The sequence below is a fragment of the Nocardia cyriacigeorgica GUH-2 genome, from assembly GCF_000284035.1.
GTDB lineage: Bacteria > Actinomycetota > Actinomycetes > Mycobacteriales > Mycobacteriaceae > Nocardia > Nocardia cyriacigeorgica_B.
The window spans coordinates 2,378,137-2,403,479 of the sequence record NC_016887.1 but is presented as its reverse complement, the minus strand read 5'-3'; the positions used below and the strand labels follow the sequence as shown (position 1 = coordinate 2,403,479).

Below are 25,343 nucleotides of genomic sequence, written 5' to 3'. Positions count from 1 at the left end.
CCGCACCCCGAGCCCGAATCTCAGTGCGCCCCACCCAGTTCCAGCGCCACCACACCCAAGATCACCAGCGCGATCCCACCGAACTGCACCGGGGTCAGCCGCTCGTCCAGGAACAACGCCCCGATGAGCGCCACCGCCGCCACGCCCACCGCCGACCAGATCCCGTAGGCCACCCCGACCGCCATCCCCCGTTTCAACGCCTGCGACAGGAAAACGAAAGCCGCGGCGTACCCGACGACGACCACGATCGACGGGACCAATTTGGTGAAGCCCTCGGACAGTTTGAGCGAAACAGTCGCCGAGATCTCGGACACGATCGCCAGCGCCAGGAACAGGAAGGTCATGGCCGCAGACTAGCGAACGGCCACTCCCCTCCCCCAGCCACGAAAGCGGTTCGACCGCACGGCCATCGGCGGAGTGAGTACCTACCCAACCGTCTTACCGGGTAACTGGCTCAGGAAACCCAGCTACGCGCCTCAGCCGCGGCGGCACGCACCTCGTCCAACTGCTCGGCGACCCGCACGCCGGCCGTACCACCGCGCGAGTTGCGCGAGGCGATGGACCCGGCGACCGTCAGCACCTCGCGGACCTGCGGGGTGAGCGCGGGGTCGATGGCGGCGAACTCGTCATCGGTGAGTTCGTCCAGGCCGACGCCCCTGGCCTCGGCGGCGCGCACGCAGGCACCGGCCGCTTCGTGCGCCACCCGGAACGGAACACCTTGGCGCACCAGCCATTCGGCGATATCGGTGGCGAGAGTGAAGCCGGCGGGCGCGAGTTCGGCCATGCGGTCGGGATGGAAGGTCAGCGTCGAGACCAGGCCGGCGATGGCGGGCAGCAGCAGCTCGAGCTGGGCCACCGAATCGAACAGCGGCTCCTTGTCTTCCTGGAGATCGCGGTTGTAGGCCAGCGGCTGCGCCTTGAGGGTGGCGAGCAGGCCGGTGAGGTTGCCGATCAGGCGGCCGGCCTTGCCGCGGGTGAGTTCGGACACGTCCGGGTTCTTCTTCTGCGGCATGATCGACGAGCCGGTGGACCAGGCGTCGGCGAGGGTGATGTAACCGAATTCCGGTGTGCTCCAGATGATCACCTCTTCGGCCATCCGGCTCAGGTCCACCCCGATCATGGCGAGCACGAAGGCGGCCTCGGCCGCGAAATCGCGGGCGGAAGTGGCGTCGATGGAGTTCGCGGCGGCGGCATCGAAATCGAGTTCGGCGGCGATCTGCTCGGGATCGAGGCCCAGCGACGAGCCCGCGAGGGCGCCGGAGCCGTAGGGTGAGATCGCGGCCCGCTTGTCGAAGTCCCGCAGCCGATCGATATCGCGCAGCAGCGGATGCGCGTGTGCGAGCAGCTGATGCGCCAGCAGCACCGGCTGGGCGGCCTGCAGATGAGTCTTGCCTGGCATCACCGCGTCCGGATGCGCCGCCGCCTGCGCCACCAGTGCGTCGACCACCTCGAGCAGTCCGGCCGCCACCCGGCGCACGGCGTCGCGCAGCCACATCCGGAACAGGGTCGCCACCTGATCGTTGCGGGAACGACCGGCGCGCAACCGCCCGCCCAGCTCGGTGCCTGCGCGTTCGATCAGGCCGCGCTCGAGCGCGCCGTGCACGTCCTCGTCGGATTCGGCCGGGCCGAAGGCACCCGAGGCCACATCGGCGGCCAGCTGGTCGAGGGCGGTGAGCATGCCGTCGAGATCACCGTCGGAGAGCAGACCGGCCTTGTGCAGCACCCGGGCGTGCGCCTTGGACGCACGGATGTCGTAGGGCGCGAGCGCCCAGTCGAAGTGCGTCGACTTGCTCAGCGCCGCCATCGCCTCGGCCGGACCGGAGGCGAACCGGCCGCCCCAGAGCGCACCTTCGTTGGTCGCACCGCTCTGCGTCATGGTGTGCTGTCTCCTCCGGGTTCTGGTAACGGGTGTGTGGCAGGGTTTCGACCGCGCCGGGCACATCGGGCACTACGGTAATCGGCCGGATCCGGTGCGGACCCGGCGGCCGACACGGCGATGCCGGGCCTCGCTGTCGGCAGCCGGCCCGGCATCACACGGTCAGGGGTTTACTTCTGGTTGAGGTCCCGGCGCGCGGCGACCTTCGACGACAGGCCGTGGATCTGCACGAAGCCCTTGGCCAGCGACTGGTCGAAGGTGTCGCCCTCGTCGTAGGTGGCCAGGTTGAAGTCGTAGAGCGACTGCTCGCTACGGCGGCCGTTGACGACGACGTTGCCGCCGTGCAGCACCATCCGGATGTCGCCGGACACGTGCTCCTGGGTCTCGCCGACGAAGGCGTCCAGGGCGCGCTTGAGCGGGGAGAACCACAGGCCGTCGTAGACCAGCTCGCCCCAGCGCTGCTCGACCTGGCGCTTGTAGCGGCCCAGCTCGCGCTCGATGGTGACCGCTTCCAGCTCCTGGTGCGCGGCGATCAGGGCGATGGCGCCGGGCGCCTCGTAGATCTCGCGGCTCTTGATGCCGACGAGCCGGTCCTCGACCATGTCCAGGCGGCCCACACCCTGGCGGCCGGCCCGCTTGTTCAGCTCGACGATCGCCTCGAGCACGCTGACCTGGCGGCCGTCGATGGCGACCGGCACACCGCGTTCGAAGGTGACGATCAGCTCGTCGGGCGCCTCGAAGTTGACCGTCGGGTCGGAGGTGTAGTCGTAGACGTCCTTGGTGGGCGCGTTCCACAGGTCCTCGAGGAAGCCGGTCTCGACCGCGCGGCCCCACACGTTCTGGTCGATGGAGAACGGCGACTTCTTGGTGACGTTGATCGGCAGCGCGTTCTCCTCGGCGAATGCGATGGCCTTCTCGCGGGTCCAGGCGTAGTCGCGGACCGGCGCGATGACGTTGAGATCCGGCGCCAGCGCGCCGATGCCGACCTCGAAGCGCACCTGGTCGTTGCCCTTGCCGGTGCAGCCGTGCGCGACGGTGCTCGCGCCGTGGAACTTGGCCGCCTCGACCAGGTGCTTGACGATGAGCGGGCGGCTGATCGCCGACACCAGCGGGTAGCGGCCCATGTAGAGGGCGTTGGCCTGGATGGTGGGCAGGCAGTAGTCGTCGGCGAACTCGTCGCGGGCGTCGACCACGATGGCCTCGACGGCGCCGCAGTCGAGGGCACGCTGGCGCACCACGTTCATGTCCTCGCCGCCCTGACCCAGGTCGATGGCCACGGCCACGACCTCGGCGCCGGTCTCCTTGCCGATCCAGCTGATGGCCACGGAGGTGTCCAGCCCACCGGAGTAGGCGAGTACGACGCGATCGGACATGATCTGGTGCTCCTAAGTCTGTGTGGGTCTGCGCGGCTGCCCTGGGCAGCATGCTGGTCGCCGGTTCGGCTCGCGCCTGGAAATGATTATGCATGACGATGCAATCTCATTCACCACCGGGGTTGCGGTGGCCGCTGCCTGCGGCGATTGTGCCGCAAGCCTTGGCAGCGCATCCAGCGTGTGGGACTCTGGCGGTACCCATCCGAACCGGATGCCGAAGGACCGACACCATGTTCACCAACATCATCGAACCACTGCGGGACCTGGCCGAACAGAACCGCGACGTCATCGGTTTCGTCGTCATCAACCTCGGCAATGCGGCGCTCGGCCTGGCCAAACACGGTCTCGACGTGGCGACTCCGCTGCTGCAGCAGTTCTTCTCCGAGTATCCGCCGGGCCGCAACTACTGATCCGGCCGAGGCTGTTTCGCCGACCGTTGCCACCCGGTGAGTCCGGGGACGACTGGTCGCCGTCCCCGTCTGTCACCGTGGGCAGTAGGCCGCGGTCGCCATCGCGGCGAACCGCAGGAATCCGTCGTCCGTGCCCGACACCTCGAGCAAGGTGAAGCTGCGGCCGTCGTCGCGGCGGTAGGCATAGGTGACGTATCCGAGCAGCTGCCCGCCGTGCCCCCAGAGCTGGCCGCCGCAGGGCAGATCGAATCGTTCGAGGCCCAGGCCGTAGTGGAACCCCGACCCCATCGGGACGGTGCGGCGCATCTCGGCCAGGGTTGCGGCCGAGAGCAGGCGGCCGCCGAGCAGGGCGTCGAAGAAGGTGGCCAGGTCGGTCTGAGTGGAGATCATTTCGCCGGCGGCCCAGTCGAGGGATTCGTTCTGCTCGGTGACCTCCACCGTGCGGCCCTCGACGTCCGCGGTGGCGCGCAGGGCCGGTTCGGGTAGACGCGGGTTCGTGCCGGGCAGCGAAGTGCCGTTCAGGTCCAGCGGTCGCAGGATGCGTCGTTCGATCTCGCTGCCGTACGGGTTGCCGGTGACCGCCTCGATCAGCAGGCCCGCGACGATGTAGTTGCTGTTGGAGTACCGGAACTTCGCGCCAGGGGCGAAATCCGCCGGACGGGTGAAGGCCTGCTCGAGGAGTTGGCGCGGGCGGTAGTCACGGAACCGGTCGTCACCGCGCCAGCGGTTGGTCGACCAGCCGGGCGTCTTCATGTAGTCGGGGATGCCGCTGGTGTGCTGGAGGATCTGGCGGACGGTGATCCGGTCGCCGTCCCGGACGACGCCCGGCAGGTATTTCTCGATCGGAGCGTCCAGCTCGACGCGGTGTTCGTCGACCAGTTGCAGGACGACGGTGGCGACGAAGGTCTTGGTGATGCTGCCGATGCGGAAATGCTCGGATCCGGTGACGGGGTCGGAGGTGCCGGGTGTGCGGGCGCCGGCGGTCCGGGTGGTGTCGTCGACGGTGAGGATGGTGGCCGAGGCCTCGGTGGGTGCATTGACGAGTATGTCCAGCGTCTGATCGTGGGCGGAGGCCGCGCCGGTCGTCAGCATTGCCGAGGTCATCACAAGCGCCGCGACGGCGAGCCATCGGGCTGGTCGAATCACTGTGTTCACACCGGAAACGCTAGGAACGCATGCCGTGCTGCGCGCTGCGGTCGGCCGCCGGATCGGATGCGGTTTTCCGCAGGGTCCGGGCCGGCTACTCACGTCGTCAGCCGCGATCGACCCGGCTCGAGTCCATGCTCTCGAGGTACAACAGCACCGCGCCCACTCGCCGGCTGCGCTCGGTGTCCTTGGGCAGCTCGAGTTTCCCGAAGATCGCGTTGACGTGCTTTTCCACCGCACTCACCGACATGTGCAGACGATCGGCGATGCCGGTGTTCGTCAGCCCCTGCGCCAGCGCTTCGAGGACCTCGCGTTCGCGGTCGGTGAGGGCGGCGATCGGGTCGGCGCGGCGCATCTTGGTGAACAGCTGCCGCACCACCTCGGGGTCGAACGCGGTGCCGCCCGCCGCGACCCGCTCGAGGTCGGTGAGGAAGGCGTCGACATCCGACACCCGGTCCTTCAGCAGATAGCCGATACCGCCCAGCCCGCTGGTGAGCAGGCTGGTGGCGTTGCGATGTTCCACATATTGCGAGAGCACGAGCACGGCGAGATCCGGGTGCTCGTCCTTCAGGCGACGGGCGGCGTCGATGCCCTCGGTGGAGAAGGTCGGTGGCATCCGCACATCCAGCAGGACGAGGTCGGGCAGTTCGGCGGCCACGGCGTGCTGGAGTTCGACCGCGTTGCCGACGGCGGCCACCACCTCGTGCCCCTCGTCGGCCAGCAGTCGGGACAGGCCCTCGCGCAGCAGGGTCGAGTCCTCGGCGATCACGATGCGCACGGAATCCTCGCTTCCACAACGGTCGGCCCGCCCGGCGGGCTCTGGACCGACAGGGTGCCGTCGAGCGCCGCGACCCGGCGGCGCAGACCGGTCAGACCCGATCCCGATGGCTCGGCTCCGCCGCAGCCGTCATCGGTGGCGGTGATGGTGACGGCGTGCGCGTCGGCGGCCACCCGCACCGTGACGCGGTCGGCCCCGGAATGTTTGGTGGCGTTCGTGACAGCTTCGGCGGCAACGTAATACACCGCTGCGGCAACATCGTGCGGCGGGTCATTCTCGAGATGCAGGTCGAGATCGACCGGCAGGAAGGTGTGCGCGGACAGCCCTTCCAAGGCCGCGACGAGACCGTGCTCGTCGAGCACCGCCGGGTAGATGCGCCAGGCCACCTCACGTAGCTCGGTCAGCAGGGTCTGTGCCTGCTCGACGGCGCGGTCGAGTTGGTTCGCCAGCCGCTCGTCCGCGCGTTCAGCGGTGCGCCGGGCCCGGCCGATCTCCAGGGCGAGCGCGACGACACGCTGTTGGATGCCATCGTGCAGGGCGCGCTCGATGCGACGCCGCTCGTCATCGATCGCGGTGACGACGTCCGCGCGGGTGCGTTGCAGCTCGTGCAGCCGGTACTGGGCCGGATCGCTGCCGAGGGTGCGCAGGGCCAGCCGGATATCCCACTGGCCGGTGATCATCGCCAGGCGAATCGCGAGGTAGAACGCGATCGCGGCGACGACGAGCGCGGCGAGACCGTCGGCGGCCGGGATGCTGCCGCGAATCAGCAGGACGAGCCCCCACCCGGCGTACCCGGTGCTCGCAATCAGCACCGCCGCGACGGCGAGACCGGACAGCGGACCGTAGGCCAGGCGCACCAGCAGGTACCCCGACGGGTCGCGGTCCGGCAGATCGCGGACGATATCGGCGCCGTACCAGCGCAGCAACCGTCCGCGATCACGCCGCGCCGCCGCACGCAACGCTTCCCGTCCACCGCCCGCCAGCACCGCGACGCCCGCGAGGGCGGCCACCGCACCGACGACCACGCCCGCCACGGCACGGCCCGAACTCTGCAACGAGTGCCGAAGGTGCGCGATCACGATCCGACCCTAACGGGCACGCACGGACCGCACGCGACGCAGCACGAACAGCCCAGCGGCCGCGACCACGGCGACGATCACCAGCTTCTGCAAGAAGTCCGCGTACGGTTCGATGCGAGTCCAGTTCTCTCCCAGCGCATAACCGGCGAGCACGAACGTCGAATTCCACAGCGCGCTTCCGGCGGCGGTCAATACCAGGAAACGTCCCACCGGCATCGCCTCCAGGCCCGCGGGCACCGACACCAGGCTGCGCACCAGCGGCACCATCCGCCCGAGGAATACCGCCTTGGTGCCGTGCCGGGCGAACCAGTCCTCGCTGCGCGCGAGGTCGGCGGTGTTCACCAAGGGCAGCCGGTCGAACAGCGCATACATCCGCCTGCGCCCGAAGGCCTGCCCGATCAGATACAGCAGCAGCGCGCCGAACACCGACCCGATCGTGGTCCACACAATCGCCCCCACGAGCGAGATCTCACCGCGCGAGGCCGAGAACCCCGCCAGCGGCAGGATCACCTCACTCGGAATCGGCGGAAACAGATTCTCGGCCGCCACCGCGAGCCCCGCCCCCGGCGCACCCAACTGCTCCATCAGCCGCACCGCGGCCCCCGCGAGCCCGTCCAGATCACCGGTCTCGGTCTGTGTCATGGCGTGTACGAAGTTCATACCCGCAACGTTATGAACGACGAACACGCAGGTCACTGCGGTTTTCCGCCGGTTTCGGCGGGTTCGGGGTGCGGATTACCGCACCCCTGGCAGTTACGTAGTCGGCGGCGTATAGGTGACGTCTCGCGCCACGGCTTGATCCACCTGCTCGGGCGTCAGCAGCGGCACCGTATGCGATATCGCCGCCCCGGACGCAGCGGTCCGGATCGCGAGCGCGGCCGCCGACACTTCATCCGGCGCATCCCCGATCACGAACAGATCGTCCTCGCCGAACGCGAAATAACAGGCCTCCACGTGCCCGCCCACGCTCTCGACCATCTCGGTGATCGCCGCCCGCCGCACACTCCCGCCCTGCGCAAGCAACCCCGACGCCCCATCCTGGGTGTAGCTGACCCGCCACAAGTACTTCGGCATAACGCGACGCCTCCTTCTCGCAGGACGATCTCGGCCAGTCCCGACCCTAGGTCTCGGCCTCTGCCCTCGGTGGAGTTGCGACGACGCCGTCACACCACTGATGCGGCACCGTGATGGCGGTGATACTCACGCCGGATCTCGGCAGCCGGCAGTGTCATCGTGTCGTGCCGCTGCCCTGTCGGCCGGTGCACCGCACTGCGGAATAGGTAAGGCCGCCGGTGCTCAGGCCAGGCGTTCGATCTCGGCGGCGAGTTCGGCTCCGGTCATCGGTTCTCGCGCGATGACCGCAATCGTGTCATCACCGGCGATGGTGCCGACGACGTAGGGCAGCGACGCCCGGTCCAGGGCGCTCGCGAGGAAGTGCGCCGCGCCGGGTGGAGTGCGCAGGACGGCCAGGTTGCCGCTGGCGTCGGTGGAGACCAGCAGGTCGCCGAGGAGTTTCGACAGGCGGCCGGTGCCGCCGGTGACGCCGCGGACGGGGCTGCCGTCCTCGGGGACGACGTAGACGCCGGCGCCGCCGTCGGCTGCACGCAGTTTCACGGCGCCGAGTTCGTCCAAGTCACGCGAGAGGGTGGCCTGGGTGGTTTCGATGCCCTCGGCCGCGAGCAGGGCGGCGAGTTCGGTTTGGCTGCGCACGGAATGGGCCGACAGCAGTGCCACGATGCGCGACTGGCGGCCGGCCCGGGTCGCGGCGGTGGCCGGACCCGGGGCGCCGGTGTCGGAGCTGGGCACACTCATCGTCGGCCGTTCTGTCTGTCGAGCAGCCACACCAGCAGCGCCTTCTGGGCGTGCAGGCGGTTTTCGGCCTCGTCCCAGACCACGCTCTGCGGGCCGTCGAGCACCTCGTCGGTGATCTCCTCACCGCGATGAGCCGGCAGGCAGTGCAGCACAACGGCATTCGGCCGCGCCTTGGCGAGCAGGCCGGCGTTGATCTGGAAGCGGCGGAACGGGCCGACCCGGTCGAGACCGTCGTTCTCCTGGCCCATCGACGTCCAAGTATCGGTGACCAGGGCGTCGGCGCCCTCGGCGGCGATGCGCGGATCGTCGGTAAGGGTGATGCTCGCACCGGTCTCGGCGGCGCGGGCCTGCGCGGCCTCGACGACCCACGGCAGCGGCGCGAAACCCTCCGGCGCGGCGATGGTGACGTGCAGGCCCGCGGTGACACCGCCGAGCAGCAGCGAATGCGCCATATTGTTGGCACCGTCGCCGAAGTAGGCGAGCTTGCGTCCGGGCAGCGGGCCGAGGTGCTCGGTGAGGGTGAGCAGATCGGCGAGCACCTGGCACGGATGGAACTCGTCCGACAGCGCGTTCACCACGGGAACCGTTGCGGTGGCGGCCATCTCGTCGAGCCGAGTCTGTTCGAAGGTGCGCCAGACGATGGCGTCGACATAACGCGAGAGCACCCGCCCGGTATCGCCGAGGGTTTCCTCGCGGCCCAGCTGGGTGTCACGTCCATCGACGACGACGGCGTGCCCGGCGAGCTGGGCGATCCCCAACTCGAAGGAGAACCGGGTGCGGGTGGAGTTCTTCTCGAAGATCACCCCGACCCCGCGCGGACCCTCCAGCGGACGCCGCGCGAACGGCGCGCCCTTGAGTTCGGCGGCCAGCGCCAGCACCTCGGCCTGCTCCGATGGCGTCAAGTCGTCGTCGCGCAGGAAATGCCGCACGGCGGTGGCCGGGGTCGAGCCGTTCACGGGGGTGGAATCGGACAGCGTCATGCGGAGGCTCCCTTCGCGTCGGCTGCGGCGAGATCGAGGATCTCGGGCAGATCGGCGACGAAGTTGTCGGATTGGGTTTCGGCGAGCACCAGCGGCGGCGCCAACCGGATGACGTTCGGCTTGGCCGGATTCACCAGGTAGCCGGCCTCCCGCGCGCGTGCTTCCACCTGCGGCGCCACCTCGTCGGTGAGGACGATGCCGATCAGCAGCCCGGCGCCGCGCACGTGATCGATCAGCGGATGCTCGAGCAGCGCGATGCCGTCGCTGAGCCGCTTGCCCAGCGATTCCACATGAGCCAGCAGGCCCTGCTCGTCGATGGTGCGCAGCACCGCGAGCGCCGCCGCCGCGCAGACCGGGTTGCCGCCGAAGGTCGTGCCGTGCAGCCCGGGGGTGAGCAGTTCGGCGGCCTTACCGGTGGCCAGGACAGCACCGATCGGCAGACCACCGCCGAGGCCCTTGGCCAGGGTGATCACATCGGGGACGATGCCGAAGGCCTGGTGGGCGTAGAACTTTCCGGTGCGTCCGATGCCGGTCTGCACCTCGTCCAGGATCAGCAGGGCACCGTGCTTCGCGGTGATCTCGCGGGCCCGCACCAGGTAGTCCAGCGGCGGCACGACCACACCGCTCTCCCCCATCATCGGTTCGAGGAAGACCGCGGCGGTGTCGGCGTCGACCACCCGCTCCAGCGCGGCGGCGTCACCGTAGGGCACGTGCACCACGCCGGGTGGCATCGGTTCGAACGGCGCCCGCTTGGACGGCTGCCCGGTGAGCGCGAGCGCGCCCATGGTGCGGCCGTGGAAGGCTTCGTCGCAGGCGATGATCTTGCGCCGGCCGGTGAGCCGGGCGATCTTGAACGCGGCCTCGTTGGCCTCGGTGCCTGAATTGCAGAAGAAGGCCTTGCTGTCGCCGGTGCGGCCGTCGCCGAAGTGGTCGAGCAGGCGTTCGGCCAGTTCGATCACCGGCTCGTTGCCGTAGATGTTGGAGACGTGCCCGAGCGTGCCGAGCTGGTGGGTGACCGCCTCCAGGATCGCCGGATGGGCGTGGCCGAGACTGTTGACGGCGATCCCGCCGAGGAAGTCGACATAGCGTTTGCCGTCGGCGTCGTAGACCACCGCGCCGGCGCCGCGCACCAGCACGATGTCGGGGGTCTTGTAGTTGTGCATCAGCGCGGCCGACCACCGCTGCTGAAGTTCCGCTGTGCTCATGCTCCGGCTCCGTTTTCGTTCGTCTGCCCGGGCGCCGCGGGAGTGACCATGGTCCCGATGCCCTCTCCGGTGAACAGTTCCAGCAGCACCGAATGCGGGACGCGCCCGTCGATGACGTGCGCGCTCGGCACCCCGCCGCGGACCGCGCGCAGGCAGGCTTCCATCTTGGGCACCATGCCCGCATCCAGGCGCGGGAGCAACTCCGCCAGCGCGTCGGCGTCGATCGCCGAGGTCAGCGACGAGCGGTCGGGCCAGTCGGTGTAGAGGCCCTCGACATCGGTGAGGACCACCAGTTTCTCCGCGCCGATGCCTTCGGCCAGTGCGGCCGCGGCGGTGTCGGCGTTGATGTTGTGCACGATGCCGTCGGCGTCGGGGGCGATGGTGGATACGACCGGGATGCGGCCCGCGCCGATGAGGTCGAGCACGGCGGCGGGGTTCACCTCGGTGACGTCGCCGACCAGGCCGATATCGGTGGCCTCGCCGTCGACGTCGACGGTGCGGCGGGTGGCGGTGAACAAGTGCGCGTCTTCACCGGAGATGCCGACCGCGTACGGGCCGTGCGCGTTGATCAGCCCGACCAGCTCGCGCCCGACCTGGCCGAACAGCACCATCCGCACCACATCCATGATCTCCGGTGTGGTGACGCGGAACCCGCCGCGGAACTCACCGGTGAGCCCGAGCCGCTTCAGCATGGCGTTGATCTGCGGGCCGCCGCCGTGCACCACCACCGGGTGCACGCCGACGGTGCGCAGGAACGCCATGTCGGCGGCGAAATCGCGCTTGAGCCGGTCGTCGATCATGGCGTTGCCGCCGTACTTCACCACCACGATCTTGTCGTGGAACTTTTGCAACCACGGCAGCGCGCCGGCGAGGACGTGGGCCTTGTCCAGCGCCGAGAGGCTGTGCAGGATGTCGCCGGTCATGAGCTGTAGGCCGAATTCTCTTCGACGTAGCCGTGCGAGAGGTCGGTGGTGCGGATGCTCGCGGTGCCCTCGCCGAGCCGCAGGTCGATGAGCACCTCGATATCGGCGCCGGACAGGTCGATCTCGCGCGCTCCCGGTGCGCCCATGCCGTCCACGCACACCGGCTGCCTGTTGAACGACACCGAGATCACGTTCGGGTCCAAGGTGATCGGGGCGATGCCGACGGCGGCGAGCACCCGTCCCCAGTTCGGGTCCGAGCCGAACAGCGCGGTCTTGACCAGGCTGTCGCGGGCCACCGCGCGGGCGGCGATCAACGCCTCGTCCTCGGTGACGGCGCCGGTGACGGTGACGACCACCCGCTTGGTAACACCCTCCGCGTCGGCCATCAGCTGGGCGGCCAGATCGTCACAGACCGCGAGCACGGCGGCGTCGAGTTCGTCCTGGGTGGGGGTGACCTCGCTGGCGCCGTTGGCCAGCAGCAGCACGGTGTCGTTGGTGGAGCAGGACCCGTCCACGTCGAGCCGGTCGAAGGTGAGGCGGGTGGCCTTGCGCAGCGCCTGATCCAGCTGTTCGGCGGTGGCGTGGGCGTCGGTGGTGAGCACGACCAGCATGGTGGCCAGCGACGGGGCGAGCATGCCCGCACCCTTGGCCATCCCGCCGACGTTCCACTTGTTCTTGTGATGGAACGACGCCTCTTTCGGCACGGTGTCGGTGGTCATGATGGCATAGGCGGCGTCGGTGCCGCCGGACATGCCGCCGCCCATCTCGTGCACGATCTCGGTGACGGCCGGGATGAGCTTGTCCATCGGCAGCCGGTCACCGATCAGTCCGGTGGAGCAGACCGCGATCTCGCCCGCGCCGGTCTCGGTACCCCAATTGCTCAACGCGGTGGCCAGTTCCTCGGCGGTGCGGTGCGCATCCTGGAAGCCCCCGGGCCCGGTGCAGGCGTTGGCACCACCGGAATTGAGGATGACCGCGCGCAGCGCACCGGACTTCAGCACCTGCTGCGACCACAGCACCGGCGCGGCCTTCACCTTGTTGCGGGTGAACACGCCCGCCGCGGCGTATTCGGGTCCCTCGTTGAACACCAGCGCCAGATCGGGGTTGCCGTTGGCCTTGATCCCGGCGGCGATGCCCGCGGCGCGGAAACCGAGCGGCGCCGTCACACCCTGGGTGCGGATCAGCTTGCCGTCGGCGGTGTCGGTTGTCGTCACGGTGCCACTCCTACGGTGGAAAGTCCTGCGGTCTCCTCGATCCCGAGGGCCAGATTCATCGATTGCACCGCGGCGCCCGCGGTGCCCTTGGTCAGGTTGTCGACCGCGCCGATCACCACGAGCAGGCCCGCGGCCTCGTCGACGGCGACCTGGAGTGCGACGGCATTGGAGCCGAGCACGGCACCGGTCTGCGGCAGCACGCCTTCGGGCAGCAGATGCACGAAAGGTTCGTCGGCGTAGGCCTTGTCGTAGACGGCGCGCGCTTCGGCGGCATCGGCCCGCAGCGGCGCGGTGCAGGTGGCGAGAATGCCGCGGGGCATCGGCGCGAGCACCGGGGTGAACGAGACCGTCACCTCGGTGCCACCGGCGGCACTGAGGTTCTGCGCGATCTCCGGGGTATGCCGGTGCGCGCCCGCGATGTTGTAGGCGCGCACCGAGCCCATGACCTCCGAGCCGAGCAGGCCCACGTCGAGCTTGCGGCCCGCGCCGGAGGTGCCGCTGACCGCGACGACGTTGACGTTCGGTTCGATGATCCCCGCCGCGATGGCGGGCGCCAGGGCCAGGCTGGCCACGGTCGGATAGCAGCCGGGGACGGCGATCCGGGTGGCGCCGCGCAGCCGCTCGCGACCGCCGGGCAGTTCCGGCAGACCGTAGGGCCAGCTGCCTGCGTGCGGGGTGCCGTAGTACTTCTCCCAGGCCTCGGCGTCGGTGAGCCGGAAATCGGCGCCGCAGTCGATGATGACCGTCGAGTCCGGCAGCTGCTCGGCGATCGCGGCGGACTGCCCGTGCGGCAGACCGAGGAAGACGACGTCGTGACCGGCCAGTTCCTCGACGGTGGTGGGCGCGAGCACCCGGTCCGCGAGTGGCAGCAGATGCGGCTGGAGCGCTCCCAGCCGGGTGCCGGCATTGGATCCCGCGGTCAGCGCCCCGATGACGAGGCGCCCGGTTCGGTACTCCGGATGACCGAGCAGCAGGCGCAACACCTCACCGCCCGCGTATCCGCTGGCACCAGCAACCGCGACCCGCACGACGGGCCCGTCCGAGGAATCAACCATGTGATGATTATGCACGACAATGCAATCTCATTCACGGGTGGCCCAGGAATTTCCCCGCTCCATAGTAGCCGCGGATGCGCTAGGCTTAGAACATGCGTTCGAATCGAGTGTTCGCCGATCGGTTGAAAGCCCTGGACAGGGCCACCGACGGCCTGCTCGCGCTCGACCTCACCCAAGCCTCCGACGCCGACTTGGCCGAACTCCAGCGGCGAGTGGAATCGCGCACGCGGAATCTCGCGGGATTCGTCGCGCGGGTGGCAGGGCATCGTCAGCGGGGTGATCGCGGGGAGTAGACGGGGGTTGTCCTGAAGCCGCCGTAGCCGCTCGCCCCGGGCCCCCGCGCCAGCCGGTCGAGTCGCGGTCGGCCGCTTCGCTGCATTCGGTCAATGCGTCGCGCCGGGGCACTCGTCACGCTTGGTCACTCATCGCTCGCCGGCACCTCGCCCGAACCCGCCGCGTCGCCCCGCCCGGAAACCTCATCGCCGGTCACTTCGTCGTGCCCGGTCACATCTGGCGAAACGTCGCCGCGGGTACCCACCCACCGCGCCAGCAACGGAAACACCAGCACCGTCGTCGCGCCTGCGGCGACCATGGTGGACGCCAATTGCTGCTCCATCAGGCCCGTGCTCGTGGCGACCTGCGTGACGGCGACGATGATCGGCAGGCCGGTGGCGGCGTAGAGGGCCAGCTGTACGCGCTCGCGGGGTGTGGCGAGGTTGGCGCCGTGCTGGACGAAGCGCTCGCTGAACCACACCGGCACCCCGCGCGCCACCGCGATCGACAGCACGAACAGGGCCCAGGTGACGGGTTCGGCGGCGACGGCGGCGACGTCGATGCCCATTCCGGAGACGACGAAGAAGATCGGGATGAGCACGCCGTAACCGATGGTCTCGAGCGAGGACCCGATCTCCGGTCGTTCACCGCCGATCAGTTTGCGCAGGATGATGCCGGCGGCGAAGGCGCCGAGCACCACATCGAGCCCGAACTCCTCGGCCAGCGTCATCAACACCAACAGCAGCAGGAACACCACCCGCACCGGCAGTTGCGCGGTACCGGCCGACAGCTCGGTCAGCAACCGCCCGAACGCCGGCACCCGGTCCAGGATGTGCTGGTGCATCAGGCCGATCAGCCCGGCCGCGACCGCGAACAACAGCAGCACCACGATCGCGGCGCCCACGTTGCGGCTGGTCAGCAGAATCGACATGGCGACGACCGGACCGAGTTCCCCGACGGCGCCGTGGGCCAGCACCGCGCGGCCGAGGCCGGTGTCGAGGATGCCGCGCGCCTTGATGATGGGCAGCAGGGTGCCGAGCGCGGTCGAGGTCATCGCGATCGCGACGGCGGCGACGGCGGTGAACTTCGCGTCGCGGGCGACCAGCGCCACGAACAACATCGCCATCAGCAGGCACGCGAGCCAGGTGAACCAGGCGGTGCGCCCGGACTTGCCGCCGAGCAGCTGCGGATCGAGTTCGTAGCCGGCCAGCAGGAACAGCATGCCGAGTCCGAGCTCGCTGAGCAGTTCCACCCCGCCCCCGGTGTCGGCGAGCCCGAGCGCGTGCTGGCCGAGCAGCACCCCGGACACCAGCAGGATCACCACGTCCGGCACGTAGCCGCGCAGCAGCCGGGCGAGCAGCGGCGCCGCGACAGCCGCGGTGGCGATCCAGAACAGCGACACGATCGGTGCCACGGTCGCGGTCTCGCCCGCCTCGGCCAGGTTCACCATCCGGTCATGGTGGCACGCGCGAACGGCCGTTCACGGGTACGACACCGGTCGGTATCGGCCCGCTTCTGCTCATCTCGCGAGAAATTTCTTCCTCGCGGTGTCGATTCCGGGCCGGCCCGTTCGTGTAGGTGATGAGACCGGGCATCGGCCGGTCCGGAAAGGAGCCGGAAAATGAGCAAGATCATCGCCGTGGTGAGCCTGACCCTGGACGGAGTCATGCAGGCGCCGGGCCGTGCCGAGGAGGATCCGCGCGACGGATTCGCCCACGGCGGCTGGGCGTACCGATTCACCGACGAGGTGCAGGGCCGCGTCATGGCCGAACACATGTCCGGGCATTCGGGCGCCCTGCTGCTGGGCCGGCGCACCTACCTGGATTTCGCGGGGTACTGGCCGCACCAGTCCGGCAACCCGTTCACCGAGGTGCTGAACAAGACCGACAAGTACGTCGCGTCGTTCACCCTGTCCGAACCGCTGCCCTGGCAGAACTCGATCCTGCTCGACGGGGACGCGGTGGCCGCGGTCACCCGGTTGCGGCGGGAGCGCCCCGAGCTGGATCTGGTGGTGCTCGGCAGCGGCAATCTGCTGCAATCGCTGATGGCGCACGACCTGGTCGACGAGTATCTGCTGCAGATCCATCCGCTGGTGCTCGGATCCGGCCGGCGGCTGTTCGACGGGCGCACCACGCTCGGCGATCTCCAGCTCGTCGACTGTGTGCCGACCACGACGGGTGTGCTGATCGCGACCTACCGCACCGCCGAGAGGAGCTGACCATGCCGCAGTACCTGCTGGGGATCTATCAACCCGATACCGATGAGGTGCCCGACAATCTCGACGAGATCATGCGCGACCTCGACGCCCTCAATACCGAGATCCAGGAGGCCGGTGCGTGGGTGTTCGCGGCCGGGTTGCACGCGCCGAGCGCGTCGACGGTGGTGCGGGCGGAGGGAGCGCAGACGCTGATCACCGACGGGCCCTACATCGAGGCGAAGGAACACATCGGCGGCTTCACCATTATCGAGGTGGCCGATCTGGACGAGGCGCTGCGCTGGGCGAGCCGGCTGGCGGGGGTGGTGACGTTGCCGATCGAGGTGCGGCCGCTGGCCGGGGGGTAGTGGTGCGATCCGGCGAGCAGGATCGCGGCCGGGCCGACCGGGCGGCACCGGCGGTGACCGACGCGCACATCCGGGAAGTGTTCCGCGACAACTACGGTCGCGCGGTGGCCTCGCTGACCCGCGTCTTCGGCGATATCGGCCTCGCCGAAGACGCGGTGCAGGACGCGTTCACCGCCGCGGTGGCGCGCTGGCCGGCCGATGGGCTGCCGCCGAGCCCGCCCGGCTGGATCATCACCACCGCGCGCAACCGGGCGATCGACCGGCTGCGTCGCGACGCCTCCCGCGCCGACCGGTATGCCCAGGCCGCACTGCTGCATGCCCGCGACGAACCGGCGGCGCCGGAATCGGTACCCGACGACCGGCTGCGGCTGATCTTCACCTGCTGCCACCCGGCACTGGCGATGAACGCCCGGGTGGCGTTGACGTTGCGGTTGCTCGGCGGGCTGAGCACCGCCCAGATCGCCCGCGCCTTCCTGGTGTCGGAACAGACCATGGCGCAACGAATTGTGCGGGCCAAGAACAAGATTCGCGACGCACACATCCCGTATCGGGTGCCCGGCGCCGATGAGCTGCCGCAACGCGTGAACTCCGTGCTCGCGGTGATCTATCTGATCTTCACCGAAGGCCACACCGCCACCGACGGTGCGGAACTGGTGCGCGGCGAGCTGTGCGCCGAGGCGATCCGGTTGGGCCGGCTGATGCGCGAGCTACTGCCCGACGACCCGGAGGTGCTCGGCCTGCTGGCGCTGATGCTGCTCACCGACGCCCGCCGCGCGGCCCGCACCGACGCCGACGGAACACCGATCGCCCTGGCCGATCAGGACCGCAGCCGGTGGGACCGGGCGCTCATCGCCGAGGGCCACGCACTGGTCCGGGAATGCTTGCGCCGCAATACTCCCGGTCCCTATCAGATCCAGGCCGCGATCAATGCCGTGCACACCGACGCCGCGACCGCCGAGGCCACGCAGTGGTCGCAGATCGTGCGGCTCTACGACCAGCTGACGGCGATCGCGCCCAGCCCGGTCGTCGCCCTCAATCGGGCGGTGGCCGTCGCCGAAACCGACGGACCGGCCACCGCGCTGGCGCTGCTGGAGGATCTGCCGCTCGCGGACCAGCACCGGTTCCATGCCGTGCGCGCCGAGCTGCTGCGCCGGCTCGGCCGCATCGACGAGGCGCGGGCCGCGTTCGAGGAAGCGATCCGCCGCACCGTCAACGACGCCGAACGCCGCTTCCTGACCCGCCGCCGCGACCGGCTGTCAGGCTTCGGGCGATGAGGGGCGCGTGCCGACGTGCCGGCGCAGAAACGTCTCCATCGGCGTGAGCACCGCCTGCGGATCGTCGACGAACGGCCAGTGCCCCAAGCCTTCGAGAATGTGGATCTCGGCGTCGGGGAAGAAGGTTCGCTGCTGGTCGGCGAAGCGCACCGGGATGTAGGGGTCGCCGTCGCCCCAGATCACGCACACCGGCAGGCCCGCGGCGGACAGTCCGGAGTCCTTCTCCGGGAACGCGCCGCTGGGGTCGCGTGAGTTGCGGTAGAGCCGCAGCACGGCCCGCTTGTGCGGCCAGTCGGCGTAGCGGCTGACGCGCTCGACGTAGGACCGCGGGATCGGGCGCGGATTGTCGCGGCTGAGCGCGATCCGCATGGCGCGGGGGCTGCTCATCAGCTGGAACAGCTCGCCGAGCACCGGGGTCTGCCAGATCTTGGCGTAGCGGTGCCAGCGGTAGCCGTCGAGGACACCGCAGTTGATCACCGTCAGGCTCGCCAGTTTGTCGGGGTGGTCGAGCATCCAGCGCATACCCCACGGACCGCCGAAGTCGTGCAGCACCAGATGCACCCGGTTCACACCCAGTTGGCCGAGCAGCAGGCCCAGGAACCGGGCGTGCCCGACGACGCTGTGATCGAACGATCGCGGACGTTCCGACCGCCCGAAACCGGGCATGTCCATGGCGATCACCCGCGCGAATCGGGCGATCGCGGGAGCCAGCTCGGCCCAGTCGTCCATGGGCCCGGGGTTGCCGTGCACGAACACCACGGCTTCGGCGCTGCCGCCGGGATCGCTGTCGTAGACGGCGCAACGCACGCCGTCGACCGTGTGATGGGTGATCTCGAGTGCCGGTGTGGTGTCGGTCAATTGCGCAGCTTCCTTGTTCGTTGCCCCCGCCAGCTGCGATTCCACTGGCTGTGCGGCGAATCCTACCGCCGCCGCACGCGGGTGGGCCGGGTTCGACGGAACGGGGTGTGACACTCAGGCCTTCTGCACCACGCGCTCCCCTTCCCCCGGCTTCCAGATGGTGATCTCGAGATGATCGTCGACCACCTCGACCGACGACGCCGTCGTGAGGTCGGCGACGAAGAAATGGTCGAACTCCTGATCGCGGATATCGAACCCGCTGTCGTCGAACAGTTTCTGCGCGAACCGGGCGTGCACGGCGCGGTCGGTGATGTCGGCGACCCGGCCGAAGATCTTGGCATCACCGTCGGAGACATTGGTGTCGACGGTCGCGGTGTGCAGGCAGAACCTGGGGTCGCGGGCGAGGTCGTTGAACTTCGTGGTGTTCGGCATGCCGGCGATCACCAGCTGGTCTTCGAAGATGATCGGCTCGACCGGACTGATCCGGGGGAACCCGTCGGAGCGGAGCGTGCCGAGCATGCAGAGGTTGCCGGTGGCCTTGTGCCGGCGCAGAAAGATCGTCGCGATCCGGGGCGCTTCTTCGGTGAACTGGCTCCAAGTGGTCATATTCCGACGGTACGAGCAATTGCTGACATCTGCTGTCAAGGTTTGCGGCTAGTCTTCGGATGTGCGGGCGAGTCGATTGGTGCAGTTGTTGTTGCTGCTACAGACCCGGGGCCGGTCCACGGCGCCGCAACTGGCGCGGGAGCTGGAGGTCTCGGTGCGCACGGTCTACCGCGATATCGAGGCGCTGTCGGCGGCCGGGGTGCCGGTGTACACCGAGCCCGGACGGGCCGGCGGGATCGAGTTGGTCGACGGCTACCGCACCCGCCTCACCGGCCTGACCAGCGATGAAGCCGATGCGGTCTTGCTGGCCGGCCTGCCGGGCGCCGCCGCCGACCTGGGCCTGGGCACGGTGCTGGCCACCGCACAGCTCAAGGTGCTCGCCGCGCTGCCGCCGGAGCTGCGCGGGCGAGCCACCCGGGTCGCCGAACGGGTGCACATCGACGCGCCAGGCTGGTTCCATCGCCCCGAGGAAACCCCGACCCTGGCGACGGTCGCCGACGCGCTGTGGCACGACCGCAGGCTCACGATCCGCTATGCGCGCAAGGACCGCACGGTCGAGCGCACTTTGGACCCGCTCGGGCTGGTCTCGAAGGCGGGCACCTGGTATCTGGTGGCGCGCGAGGGCCGCGCGGTGCGGTCCTACCGGGTCGGCCGCATCGTTTCCGCGACGCCGACCGGCGAAACCTTCCAGCGGCCAGACGATTTCGACCTGGCCGCGCATTGGGCGGCGTCGGCGCAGGAGTTCGCGCGGTCGATGCTGCGAGTGCGGGCGAGGTGCCGGATCGCGCAGTCGCACCTGGGTCTGCTGCGGTTGATGAACGATCCGGCGGTCGTCACCGAGGCGCTGGCCTCGGCAGGCCCACCGGACGCCGACGGCTGGGTGGAGCTGACTGTCCCCTCCGAATCCTGGGACGTCCTGACCACCGGCCTGCTCCCGCTGGGCGAATTCGCCGAGGTGCTGGACCCACCGGAACTGCGCGCCCGATTCGCCGCCACGGCGGCGGGGATGCACGCGCTGTACCGGTAGTGCCGGATCAATGGGGGCGACTGCCAGGTCAGCGGCGGATTGCGCGGGCCGCTGGCGATCAGCGCCCGATCACGCGAGAGGCCGCCAGGTCAGCGTGGGCCACGCGAGCGGCCGCCGAGCCGGCACCAGATCACGCGAGCGACGGGTGCCGGATCAGCGCCGGATCATGCGGGCGGCTGCCAGGTGAGTGCCGGCGCGAACGAGCCGAGCATCGCCTTACCCGGCGTCAGCCGCAACACCGTGTCGCGCAGCAGCACCGCAGGCGCCGAGGACAGCTGGGCGAGCACACCGATGCGATGTGAGCGGCGGGCGATGTCCTGGGTGCGGGGGCGGCGCACTTGGTCGTACTCCGCCAAAGCCGCGGGAACGGAGGCGTTTCGGTCGAGCAGGGCGGCGAGGGTGACGGCGTCTTCGAGGCCCTGGTTGGCGCCCTGGCCCATATTCGGCGTCATCGCGTGAGCCGCGTCGCCGAGCAGGGCGATGCGGCCGAGGACATAGCTCGACAGCGGTGGCAGCTCGCAGATGTCGTGGCGCAGCACCGTCGCCGGGTCGACAGCATCGAGCAGCGCCGGAATCGGATCGTGCCAGGTGCCGAAACGCCGCCGGACTTCGGCATATTCGCCGTCGGGGCCGCGCAGCCCTGGTGCCGAATCGGCGACGCCGAACATGTAGACGCGGTCGTCGGGCAGCGCGATGATGCCGAAACGCTCACCGCGGCCCCAGCTCTGGCCGCCGTCGTGCAGTGCGGGCACCGGATGCGCGGTGATCATCCGCCAGGCGGTGTAGCCGGCGTAGCGGGGTGTGGGCGCGCCGGGGAACACCGCCTGCCGTACCGCGCTATGGATCCCGTCCGCGCCCACGACGAGATCCGCGGTCGACACTCCACCGCTGTGGGTGACCTCGACACCGTCGCTGAGGTGTTCGACGCCGGTCACGGCGCAGCCCAGCCGCACCGAATCCGGTGGCAGCGCGCCGTGCAGGATCTCGAACAGGTCGGTGCGCGGGATCATCACCACCTCGCCGAAGCGGCGCGCCAGTTCGTCGGTATCGGTGCGGGTCAGCCAGCGTCCGGCCGGGTTGCGGATGCCGGCGTCGGTGTCGGCCATGGCCCGCTCGCGTACCCGGGCGCCGATGCCGAGCACATCGAGGGCGCGTAAACCGTTGGCCCACAACGTCAGACCCGAACCGGCCTCACCGACCTCCGCGGCGCGCTCGAGAATCTCCACCTGCCAGCCACGCCGGGCCAGCGCGATGCCGGTCGCCAAGCCACCGATTCCGGCGCCGACGATGATCGCGCGCCGCCCGCTGTGCGTTGTCTCCGCCATCGAACCCTCCACTACATCCGTAGTAACCGTTACTACAAATGTAGTATGGATCGCGTGGAAGAGAAATATCAGGTGGCCGAGAACACAGCGAGTGGCGCGAGGACGCCCGCCGCCGGTTCGACGCCCAGCAGACGCGAGCACGTGATCGATGCCGCGATCGAGGTGCTCGGCACCCGCGGACCACGCGCGCTCACCCACCGCGCGGTCGACGACGCGGCGGGTGTGCCCACCGGAACCACCTCCAACTACTTCCGCACCCGCGATGCGCTGCTGATCGGCGTCACCGAGCGGTTGGAGCAGCGCGATTACGCCGACTGGGCGGCCTCGAGCAGCGCACCGGCACCGGAAACGCTGGACCGGCTCGCCGCCGGTCTGGCGGAATTCGTGACCCGCGCCGTCACCACCGACCGTGCCCGCACGCTCGCCCGCTACGCGCTGTTCCTGGAGGCGCAGAGCGCACCGGCGGTGCTGGAGTCGTTGCAGCGCGGTCACGCACGGCTGACGGACTGGGCGGCCACGATGGTGCGCGCCGTCGGCGTGCACCATCGGGCGACGCGGCCGCTGGTCGACTACCTCGAAGGCGCGATCATGCACCGCCTGGCCGCACCGCACCCGCTCGACGATCCGGAACCGGAGCTGCGCCGCATGTTGCGGGTGCTGATCAGCGAATGAGCGGCCCTACCCGGAGTTGCGCAAGGCCGTGGCCAGGCCGTTCATGGTGAGCAGGATCCCGCGCTTCACCAGTTCCGAATCGTCACCCGCGCGCAGCCGGCGCAGCAGCTCCACCTGCATCTGATTGAGCGGTTCCAGGTACGGGAAGCGGTTGCGGATGGATTCGGCCAGCGACGGGTTGTCCGAGAGCAGATGATCGTTGCCGGTGATGGCGGCGTGCATGCGGATCGTGCGGGCGTGCTCGTCGCGGATCATGCCGAAGATGTGCTCGCGCAATGCCGTGTCCTCGACGAGTTCGGCGTAGCGGGCGGCGATGGCGAGATCGCTCTTGGCCATCACCTGCGCCAGATTCGACAGCACCGTGCGGAAGAACGGCCATCGCCGGTACAGGTCGGCCAGCGTCGCCAGCCGCTGCGGATCGTCGTCCACCCATTCCTCGAGCGCGGTGCCGGTGCCGTACCAGCCGGGCAGCATCACCCGCGCCTGGCTCCACGACATCACCCACGGGATGGCCCGCAGATCGGCAACCGAATTGGTGGGCTTGCGAGAGGCGGGCCTGCTGCCGATATTCAGGTCACCGACCTCGGCGACCGGGGTGGATTGGCGGAAGTATTCGACGAAACCCGGTGTCTCGTGGACCAACCGAGCGTATGCGGCGCGGGCGCGGGCGGCCAGTTCGTCCATCAGCTGGTACGAGGGTTCGGCATCGGCGCCCAGGCCCTCCATGTCGAGCAGCGTCGACTCCAGGGTGCCTGCGATCAATGACTCCAGATTCCGGTGCGCGGAACCGGATTCGGCGTACTTGGCCGCGATCACCTCACCCTGTTCGGTGAGCCGCAGCGAGCCGTGTACCGCACCGGCGGGCTGGGCCAGGATTGCGTCGTAGCTGCGGCCACCACCGCGGCCGACGGTGCCGCCGCGACCGTGGAACAGCCGCAACCGGATCCCGGTCTTGCGCGCCACCTCCACCAGATCCAGCTCGGCCCGGTAGAGCGCCCAATTGGCAGCCAGATAGCCGCCGTCCTTGTTGGAATCGGAGTAGCCGAGCATCACTTCCTGGCGCATACCCTTGGCCGCCACCAGCTCCCGGTACACCGGCACCTCCAGCACCGCCGCCAGCGTCGCCGCGCCCGCACCGAGATCCTCGATCGTCTCGAACAACGGCACGATCCCCGCCGCGCAACTCGGTGAGCCGTCAGGCGCGCCCGGGTCGAGCAGTCCGCCCTCTTTCAACAGCAGCGCCGCCTCGAGCATGTCGCTGACCGAGGTGCACATGCTGATGATGTAGTTCGGGATGGCGGGCTCGCCGAAGGTGGCGACCACATCGGCCGCGGCCCGGACGATGCCGAGTTCCTTGGCGGCAAGCTCGCTCAACCGCGCGTGCGGGCCGAGCAGTGGACGGCGGGTGCTCAGCTCGGTCGACAGGATCCGCACCCGTTCCGGCTCGGGCAGGCTCGCATAGTCGGGATGCACGCCCGCCCAGGCCAGCAGTTCGGCCACGACCTGTTCGTGCACCTCGGAGTTCTGCCGCATATCCAGGCCCTGGAGGTGGAAGCCGAAGGTTTCCACGGCGTGGCGCAGGGCGGCGAGGCGGTCGTCGGCGAGTAGGCCGTCACCGGAGTCGCGCAGGGAGGCGTCGATCGCGTCGAGATCGTCGAGCAGCGCTTGCGGGCCGGGGTAGGCGGGTGCGGGGGTCGCCGTCGTCGTGTCGGGCGCGCCGAGAGCTGGGACGGCGGGGATCGGTGTCGCCCCGAGCTCGGCAGCTGCGCCGAGCGCGGGAGCGCCGGTCGAGCGGATCGGGACGCCGAGGGCCTGCTCCGCGGTGGTGGTCAATCGCTCCCGGATACGGTGCAGCGCACGGCGATACGGCTCGTCGGCGTGCACGTTCGGGTCGGCGTATCCGGCGGCGGCCAGTTCCGCGACGGTCGCGCTGACCTGCACCAACCGGCCCGACTGCGACAGCGTCTTCTCCAGCTCCACCAGGTCGCGCAGGTACCGCCCGAACGCGACGCCCGCCGCCTGCCCCGCCGCGGTGCGCACCACCTCGGCGGTGACGTACGGGTTGCCGTCACGGTCACCGCCGATCCAGGAACCCGGGCGCAGGATCGGCCGCGGCAGCAGATCGGCATCGGGCCAGCGCGACCGCAGCGCCGCGCGCACTTCGGCATTGATGGCCGGGATCACGTCGAAGAGGGTCAGCTCGTAGTAGCGCAGGCCGACGGCGATCTCGTCCTGAATCCGCAAGCGCGCCAACCGGATCAGCGCCGTCCGCCACAGCGTGAGCACCTGACGGCGGATCTCGAGTTCCAGGCCCGCGCGATCGCGTTCGGGATAGTGCCTGCGCCTGCGCATCAGTTCGGTGATCTTGGTCTGCACATCGAAGACCGTGCGGCGCCGGGTCTCGGTGGGGTGCGCGGTGATCACCGGCGAGACCAGCGCGTCGGTGAGCAGCTCGGCGACCTTGGCTTCGGGCAGCGCGGCCGCGTCGAGTTTGCGGTAGGTGGCGGCCAGCGACGAATCCTGCGGCGGCTCCCCCGCCGCCTCGTGCGCCTCGCGGCGGCGGTCACGTTGCAGATCCTCGGCCAGATTCGCCAGCAGGACGAAATAGCTGAACGCGCGGATCAGCGGCAACGCCACCGTGATGTCGACACCGTCGAGCATGTCGGCGACGGCGCTGCGCCCGACCTCCTCCCGGCGCACCCGGAAGGCCTCCACCCGGACCCGTTCGATGAGGTCGAACACCTCCGGGCCCTCGTGATCCCGGATGGTGTCGCCGAGTACGCCGCCGAGGAATCGGATGTCCTCGCGCAGCGGCCGGGTCGCGTCCTGCTCGGTCTCGATCCGCGGTTCGGTCATGTTCCGACAGTACTGCCGCAGGTTGCCGAACATCTGCTC

Annotated in this window: 26 protein-coding genes; 7 read left to right on the top strand and 19 right to left on the bottom strand. The window is 69.5% G+C overall.

What is annotated here, in order from left to right:
• Window positions 1-20 precede the first annotated feature (20 nt).
• The 3 genes from NOCYR_RS10820 to NOCYR_RS10810 all read right to left on the bottom strand — a co-directional run bounded on the left by NOCYR_RS10820 (window position 21) and on the right by NOCYR_RS10810 (window position 3,249).
• Complete coding sequence (locus NOCYR_RS10820; protein WP_014350406.1) at window positions 21-344, bottom strand: DMT family transporter; 324 nt, start codon at window positions 342-344, stop codon at window positions 21-23.
• 110 nt (window positions 345-454) lie between these two features.
• Window positions 455-1,876, bottom strand: a complete 1,422-nt coding sequence (argH, locus tag NOCYR_RS10815) for an argininosuccinate lyase (RefSeq protein ID WP_014350405.1) — start codon at window positions 1,874-1,876, stop codon at window positions 455-457.
• A gap of 170 nt (window positions 1,877-2,046) precedes the next feature.
• Window positions 2,047-3,249 (bottom strand): argininosuccinate synthase, encoded by a 1,203-nt coding sequence (locus NOCYR_RS10810; protein WP_014350404.1) that lies wholly within the window; start codon window positions 3,247-3,249, stop codon window positions 2,047-2,049.
• A 230-nt stretch (window positions 3,250-3,479) separates the two neighbouring features.
• Between NOCYR_RS10810 and NOCYR_RS10805 the strand changes: the two genes are divergently transcribed.
• A complete protein-coding gene (locus tag NOCYR_RS10805; protein ID WP_014350403.1) occupies window positions 3,480-3,659 on the top strand; it encodes a hypothetical protein in 180 nt (59 codons plus the stop codon).
• A gap of 72 nt (window positions 3,660-3,731) precedes the next feature.
• Here NOCYR_RS10805 and NOCYR_RS10800 read toward each other — a convergent pair whose 3' ends face one another.
• From NOCYR_RS10800 to argC, 11 genes are all read right to left on the bottom strand, one after another.
• On the bottom strand, window positions 3,732-4,763 hold the full coding sequence (locus tag NOCYR_RS10800; protein WP_148280597.1) for a serine hydrolase domain-containing protein: 1,032 nt from the start codon (window positions 4,761-4,763) through the stop codon (window positions 3,732-3,734).
• A gap of 148 nt (window positions 4,764-4,911) precedes the next feature.
• The gene (locus NOCYR_RS10795) at window positions 4,912-5,583 is read right to left on the bottom strand and encodes a response regulator (RefSeq protein ID WP_048833255.1); all 672 of its coding nucleotides are present in this window, start codon (window positions 5,581-5,583) and stop codon (window positions 4,912-4,914) included.
• Window positions 5,571-6,662 carry a sensor histidine kinase gene (locus tag NOCYR_RS10790; RefSeq protein WP_148280596.1) on the bottom strand — a complete coding sequence of 364 codons (1,092 nt, stop codon included), beginning with the start codon at window positions 6,660-6,662 and terminating at the stop codon, window positions 5,571-5,573. The genes NOCYR_RS10795 and NOCYR_RS10790 overlap by 13 nt, the downstream gene beginning before the upstream one ends.
• Window positions 6,663-6,671: 9 nt before the next feature.
• Window positions 6,672-7,322: a DedA family protein gene (locus tag NOCYR_RS10785; protein WP_014350399.1), complete on the bottom strand. Its 651-nt coding sequence runs from the start codon at window positions 7,320-7,322 to the stop codon at window positions 6,672-6,674.
• A gap of 93 nt (window positions 7,323-7,415) precedes the next feature.
• Window positions 7,416-7,736, bottom strand: a complete 321-nt coding sequence (locus tag NOCYR_RS10780) for a GYD domain-containing protein (protein ID WP_014350398.1) — start codon at window positions 7,734-7,736, stop codon at window positions 7,416-7,418.
• 222 nt (window positions 7,737-7,958) lie between these two features.
• Complete coding sequence (locus NOCYR_RS10775) at window positions 7,959-8,474, bottom strand: arginine repressor (protein WP_014350397.1); 516 nt, start codon at window positions 8,472-8,474, stop codon at window positions 7,959-7,961.
• A complete protein-coding gene (argF, locus tag NOCYR_RS10770) occupies window positions 8,471-9,454 on the bottom strand; it encodes an ornithine carbamoyltransferase (protein WP_014350396.1) in 984 nt (327 codons plus the stop codon). Before argF ends, NOCYR_RS10775 begins: the two co-directional genes overlap by 4 nt.
• The gene (locus NOCYR_RS10765; protein ID WP_014350395.1) at window positions 9,451-10,659 is read right to left on the bottom strand and encodes an acetylornithine transaminase; all 1,209 of its coding nucleotides are present in this window, start codon (window positions 10,657-10,659) and stop codon (window positions 9,451-9,453) included. The genes argF and NOCYR_RS10765 overlap by 4 nt, the downstream gene beginning before the upstream one ends.
• Window positions 10,656-11,582 carry an acetylglutamate kinase gene (argB, locus tag NOCYR_RS10760; protein ID WP_014350394.1) on the bottom strand — a complete coding sequence of 309 codons (927 nt, stop codon included), beginning with the start codon at window positions 11,580-11,582 and terminating at the stop codon, window positions 10,656-10,658. The genes NOCYR_RS10765 and argB overlap by 4 nt, the downstream gene beginning before the upstream one ends.
• Window positions 11,579-12,796, bottom strand: a complete 1,218-nt coding sequence (argJ, locus tag NOCYR_RS10755) for a bifunctional glutamate N-acetyltransferase/amino-acid acetyltransferase ArgJ (protein ID WP_014350393.1) — start codon at window positions 12,794-12,796, stop codon at window positions 11,579-11,581. Before argJ ends, argB begins: the two co-directional genes overlap by 4 nt.
• Window positions 12,793-13,851 carry an N-acetyl-gamma-glutamyl-phosphate reductase gene (gene argC, locus NOCYR_RS10750; protein WP_014350392.1) on the bottom strand — a complete coding sequence of 353 codons (1,059 nt, stop codon included), beginning with the start codon at window positions 13,849-13,851 and terminating at the stop codon, window positions 12,793-12,795. Before argC ends, argJ begins: the two co-directional genes overlap by 4 nt.
• A 92-nt stretch (window positions 13,852-13,943) precedes the next feature.
• Between argC and NOCYR_RS10745 the strand changes: the two genes are divergently transcribed.
• Window positions 13,944-14,144 carry a hypothetical protein gene (locus NOCYR_RS10745; protein WP_014350391.1) on the top strand — a complete coding sequence of 67 codons (201 nt, stop codon included), beginning with the start codon at window positions 13,944-13,946 and terminating at the stop codon, window positions 14,142-14,144.
• 125 nt (window positions 14,145-14,269) lie between these two features.
• On the opposite strand, the gene NOCYR_RS10740 is transcribed toward NOCYR_RS10745, so the two are convergent.
• Window positions 14,270-15,574, bottom strand: a complete 1,305-nt coding sequence (locus NOCYR_RS10740) for a cation:proton antiporter (protein ID WP_014350390.1) — start codon at window positions 15,572-15,574, stop codon at window positions 14,270-14,272.
• Window positions 15,575-15,745: 171 nt separating this feature from the next.
• Between NOCYR_RS10740 and NOCYR_RS10735 the strand changes: the two genes are divergently transcribed.
• From NOCYR_RS10735 to NOCYR_RS10725, 3 genes are read left to right on the top strand one after another with little or no spacing between them, the layout of a single operon-like run.
• Window positions 15,746-16,342: a dihydrofolate reductase family protein gene (locus NOCYR_RS10735; RefSeq protein ID WP_014350389.1), complete on the top strand. Its 597-nt coding sequence runs from the start codon at window positions 15,746-15,748 to the stop codon at window positions 16,340-16,342.
• Window positions 16,343-16,344: 2 nt separating this feature from the next.
• Window positions 16,345-16,686, top strand: coding sequence for a YciI family protein (locus NOCYR_RS10730; RefSeq protein ID WP_014350388.1), 342 nt, complete (start codon window positions 16,345-16,347; stop codon window positions 16,684-16,686).
• Entirely contained in the window at window positions 16,686-17,960 is a 1,275-nt protein-coding gene (locus NOCYR_RS10725) for an RNA polymerase sigma factor (protein WP_014350387.1), read from the top strand. The genes NOCYR_RS10730 and NOCYR_RS10725 overlap by 1 nt, the downstream gene beginning before the upstream one ends.
• Here NOCYR_RS10725 and NOCYR_RS10720 read toward each other — a convergent pair.
• Together NOCYR_RS10720 and NOCYR_RS10715 are read right to left on the bottom strand one after the other, a co-directional pair.
• On the bottom strand, window positions 17,943-18,818 hold the full coding sequence (locus NOCYR_RS10720; RefSeq protein WP_014350386.1) for an alpha/beta fold hydrolase: 876 nt from the start codon (window positions 18,816-18,818) through the stop codon (window positions 17,943-17,945). The genes NOCYR_RS10725 and NOCYR_RS10720 overlap by 18 nt on opposite strands.
• Before the next feature lie 114 nt (window positions 18,819-18,932).
• Window positions 18,933-19,424, bottom strand: a complete 492-nt coding sequence (locus NOCYR_RS10715; RefSeq protein ID WP_014350385.1) for a pyridoxamine 5'-phosphate oxidase family protein — start codon at window positions 19,422-19,424, stop codon at window positions 18,933-18,935.
• A 61-nt stretch (window positions 19,425-19,485) separates the two neighbouring features.
• On the opposite strand from NOCYR_RS10715, the gene NOCYR_RS10710 reads away from it, so the two are divergent.
• Window positions 19,486-20,451 carry a helix-turn-helix transcriptional regulator gene (locus NOCYR_RS10710; protein ID WP_048833253.1) on the top strand — a complete coding sequence of 322 codons (966 nt, stop codon included), beginning with the start codon at window positions 19,486-19,488 and terminating at the stop codon, window positions 20,449-20,451.
• Between the two features lie 164 nt (window positions 20,452-20,615).
• Here the strand turns inward: NOCYR_RS10710 and NOCYR_RS10705 are convergent, their stop codons facing one another.
• Entirely contained in the window at window positions 20,616-21,776 is a 1,161-nt protein-coding gene (locus NOCYR_RS10705; protein ID WP_014350383.1) for an FAD-dependent oxidoreductase, read from the bottom strand.
• 45 nt (window positions 21,777-21,821) lie between these two features.
• On the opposite strand from NOCYR_RS10705, the gene NOCYR_RS10700 reads away from it, so the two are divergent.
• Window positions 21,822-22,448 (top strand): TetR/AcrR family transcriptional regulator, encoded by a 627-nt coding sequence (locus NOCYR_RS10700; RefSeq protein ID WP_081505370.1) that lies wholly within the window; start codon window positions 21,822-21,824, stop codon window positions 22,446-22,448.
• A 6-nt stretch (window positions 22,449-22,454) separates the two neighbouring features.
• Here NOCYR_RS10700 and ppc read toward each other — a convergent pair whose 3' ends face one another.
• Entirely contained in the window at window positions 22,455-25,304 is a 2,850-nt protein-coding gene (gene ppc, locus NOCYR_RS10695) for a phosphoenolpyruvate carboxylase (RefSeq protein WP_048834078.1), read from the bottom strand.
• Window positions 25,305-25,343: the final 39 nt, after the last annotated feature.

Bases quoted from the DNA above. Each gene is read 5' to 3' on its own strand.
- NOCYR_RS10715 (WP_014350385.1), bottom strand. From the start codon at position 19,424: ATGACCACTTGGAGCCAGTTCACCGAAGAAGCGCCCCGGATCGCGACG.
- NOCYR_RS10805 (WP_014350403.1), top strand. From the start codon at position 3,480: ATGTTCACCAACATCATCGAACCACTGCGGGACCTGGCCGAACAGAAC.
- NOCYR_RS10700 (WP_081505370.1), top strand. From the start codon at position 21,822: ATGGATCGCGTGGAAGAGAAATATCAGGTGGCCGAGAACACAGCGAGT.
- NOCYR_RS10800 (WP_148280597.1), bottom strand. From the start codon at position 4,763: ATGACCTCGGCAATGCTGACGACCGGCGCGGCCTCCGCCCACGATCAG.
- NOCYR_RS10780 (WP_014350398.1), bottom strand. From the start codon at position 7,736: ATGCCGAAGTACTTGTGGCGGGTCAGCTACACCCAGGATGGGGCGTCG.
- NOCYR_RS10785 (WP_014350399.1), bottom strand. From the start codon at position 7,322: ATGAACTTCGTACACGCCATGACACAGACCGAGACCGGTGATCTGGAC.
- argF (WP_014350396.1), bottom strand. From the start codon at position 9,454: ATGACGCTGTCCGATTCCACCCCCGTGAACGGCTCGACCCCGGCCACC.
- ppc (WP_048834078.1), bottom strand. From the start codon at position 25,304: ATGACCGAACCGCGGATCGAGACCGAGCAGGACGCGACCCGGCCGCTG.
- NOCYR_RS10730 (WP_014350388.1), top strand. From the start codon at position 16,345: ATGCCGCAGTACCTGCTGGGGATCTATCAACCCGATACCGATGAGGTG.
- argB (WP_014350394.1), bottom strand. From the start codon at position 11,582: ATGACCGGCGACATCCTGCACAGCCTCTCGGCGCTGGACAAGGCCCAC.
- NOCYR_RS10705 (WP_014350383.1), bottom strand. From the start codon at position 21,776: ATGGCGGAGACAACGCACAGCGGGCGGCGCGCGATCATCGTCGGCGCC.
- argC (WP_014350392.1), bottom strand. From the start codon at position 13,851: ATGGTTGATTCCTCGGACGGGCCCGTCGTGCGGGTCGCGGTTGCTGGT.
- argH (WP_014350405.1), bottom strand. From the start codon at position 1,876: ATGACGCAGAGCGGTGCGACCAACGAAGGTGCGCTCTGGGGCGGCCGG.
- NOCYR_RS10735 (WP_014350389.1), top strand. From the start codon at position 15,746: ATGAGCAAGATCATCGCCGTGGTGAGCCTGACCCTGGACGGAGTCATG.
- NOCYR_RS10740 (WP_014350390.1), bottom strand. From the start codon at position 15,574: ATGGTGAACCTGGCCGAGGCGGGCGAGACCGCGACCGTGGCACCGATC.
- NOCYR_RS10745 (WP_014350391.1), top strand. From the start codon at position 13,944: ATGCGTTCGAATCGAGTGTTCGCCGATCGGTTGAAAGCCCTGGACAGG.
- NOCYR_RS10820 (WP_014350406.1), bottom strand. From the start codon at position 344: ATGACCTTCCTGTTCCTGGCGCTGGCGATCGTGTCCGAGATCTCGGCG.
- NOCYR_RS10765 (WP_014350395.1), bottom strand. From the start codon at position 10,659: ATGAGCACAGCGGAACTTCAGCAGCGGTGGTCGGCCGCGCTGATGCAC.
- NOCYR_RS10775 (WP_014350397.1), bottom strand. From the start codon at position 8,474: ATGAGTGTGCCCAGCTCCGACACCGGCGCCCCGGGTCCGGCCACCGCC.
- NOCYR_RS10810 (WP_014350404.1), bottom strand. From the start codon at position 3,249: ATGTCCGATCGCGTCGTACTCGCCTACTCCGGTGGGCTGGACACCTCC.